The sequence below is a fragment of the Streptomyces sp. NPDC004752 genome, from assembly GCF_053601275.1.
This window is the reverse complement of the sequence record NZ_JBSGBN010000313.1, coordinates 1-1077: the sequence shown is the minus strand read 5'-3', so window position 1 is coordinate 1077 and position 1077 is coordinate 1. Positions and strand designations below refer to the sequence as shown.

The window sequence follows — 1077 nt, the reverse complement described above, 5'->3', positions numbered from 1 at the left end:
CTGTCAGCGGTCATGTAATTCCCCACGATCTGCATGATCAACGTCAGTCAATTCCCCACCCTCGCGGTCACGGTTCCCCACCGAGACGCTGACCGTTGATGGTGCCGCTGACCACGCTCGAACTGGGCGAATATTCCCTGTTTCGGGTGGTTTGAGTAGCTAGTAGATCTTTCTTGCGGATCCACCGGGTTCCCCATGGGCATGCCGGTGCTCGGGTTGAGGGTCCTGGCCCTCTCAGAGACGTCGCGGTCCCTCGACCTGCGAACCGAGAGGTCGACGGACACACCGGATGGCAAGGAGAACATTCACCGTGATCGACATCGTCGAGATCTACGTGCACTGGTACGCAGGCCGCTCCAAGAGCCAGGTGTCCGCCTCGCTGGGGGTGGACCGCAAGACGGTCAGGAAGTACCTGGCCCCGGCCGAGGAGGCCGGCATCACCCCGGGCGGCCCGCCGATGAGTGAGACAGACTGGGCCAAGCTGCTCAAAAGCTGGTTCCCAGAGCTGGCCAGCCGGAAGCTGAACCAGGTCAGGTGGGGTGAGATCGAACCGCACCGCGACTACGTCAAGTCGCTGCTGGAGACCACGACGGTCACCACGATCCACCAACGGCTCCGGGACGAGGGGAAGTTGAAGGTTTCCTTGTCGACGTTCCGCCGCTGGGTGCATGAGAACCTGCCTGACGAGGCGGCCCGCTCGAAGGTCACGGTGCTGCGGGATGTTGTCGAGCCGGGCTCGGAAGCCCAGATCGACTACGGCTTCCTCGGGCAGTGGATCAACCCGGCCACCGGGAAACGTCACCGGATCTGGGCGTTCGTGATGGTGCTCCCCAGCTCGCGGCACATGTTCGTCCGCCCGGTGGTGCACATGGACCAGCACGCCTGGACCCTCGCGCATACGGAAGCCTTCCGCTTCTTCGGCGGCGTCCCACGGCGTCTGGTCCCGGACAACCTGAAGACCGGGGTGGACAAGCCGGACCTCTACGACCCGCAGATCAACAAGTCGTACGCCGAACTCGCCGCCTACTACGGCACGTTGGTCGATCCGGCCCGCGCCTCGAAGCCGAAGGACAAACC

General features: G+C 63.9%; 1 protein-coding gene. It reads left to right on the top strand.

Going from position 1 to position 1077, the window contains the following annotated elements; translation table 11 throughout:
* Positions 1–310: 310 nt before the first annotated feature.
* Positions 311–1077: IS21 family transposase (gene istA, locus ACWEKM_RS46605; protein WP_451627377.1), on the top strand; the 767-nt coding region annotated here is incomplete at its 3' end.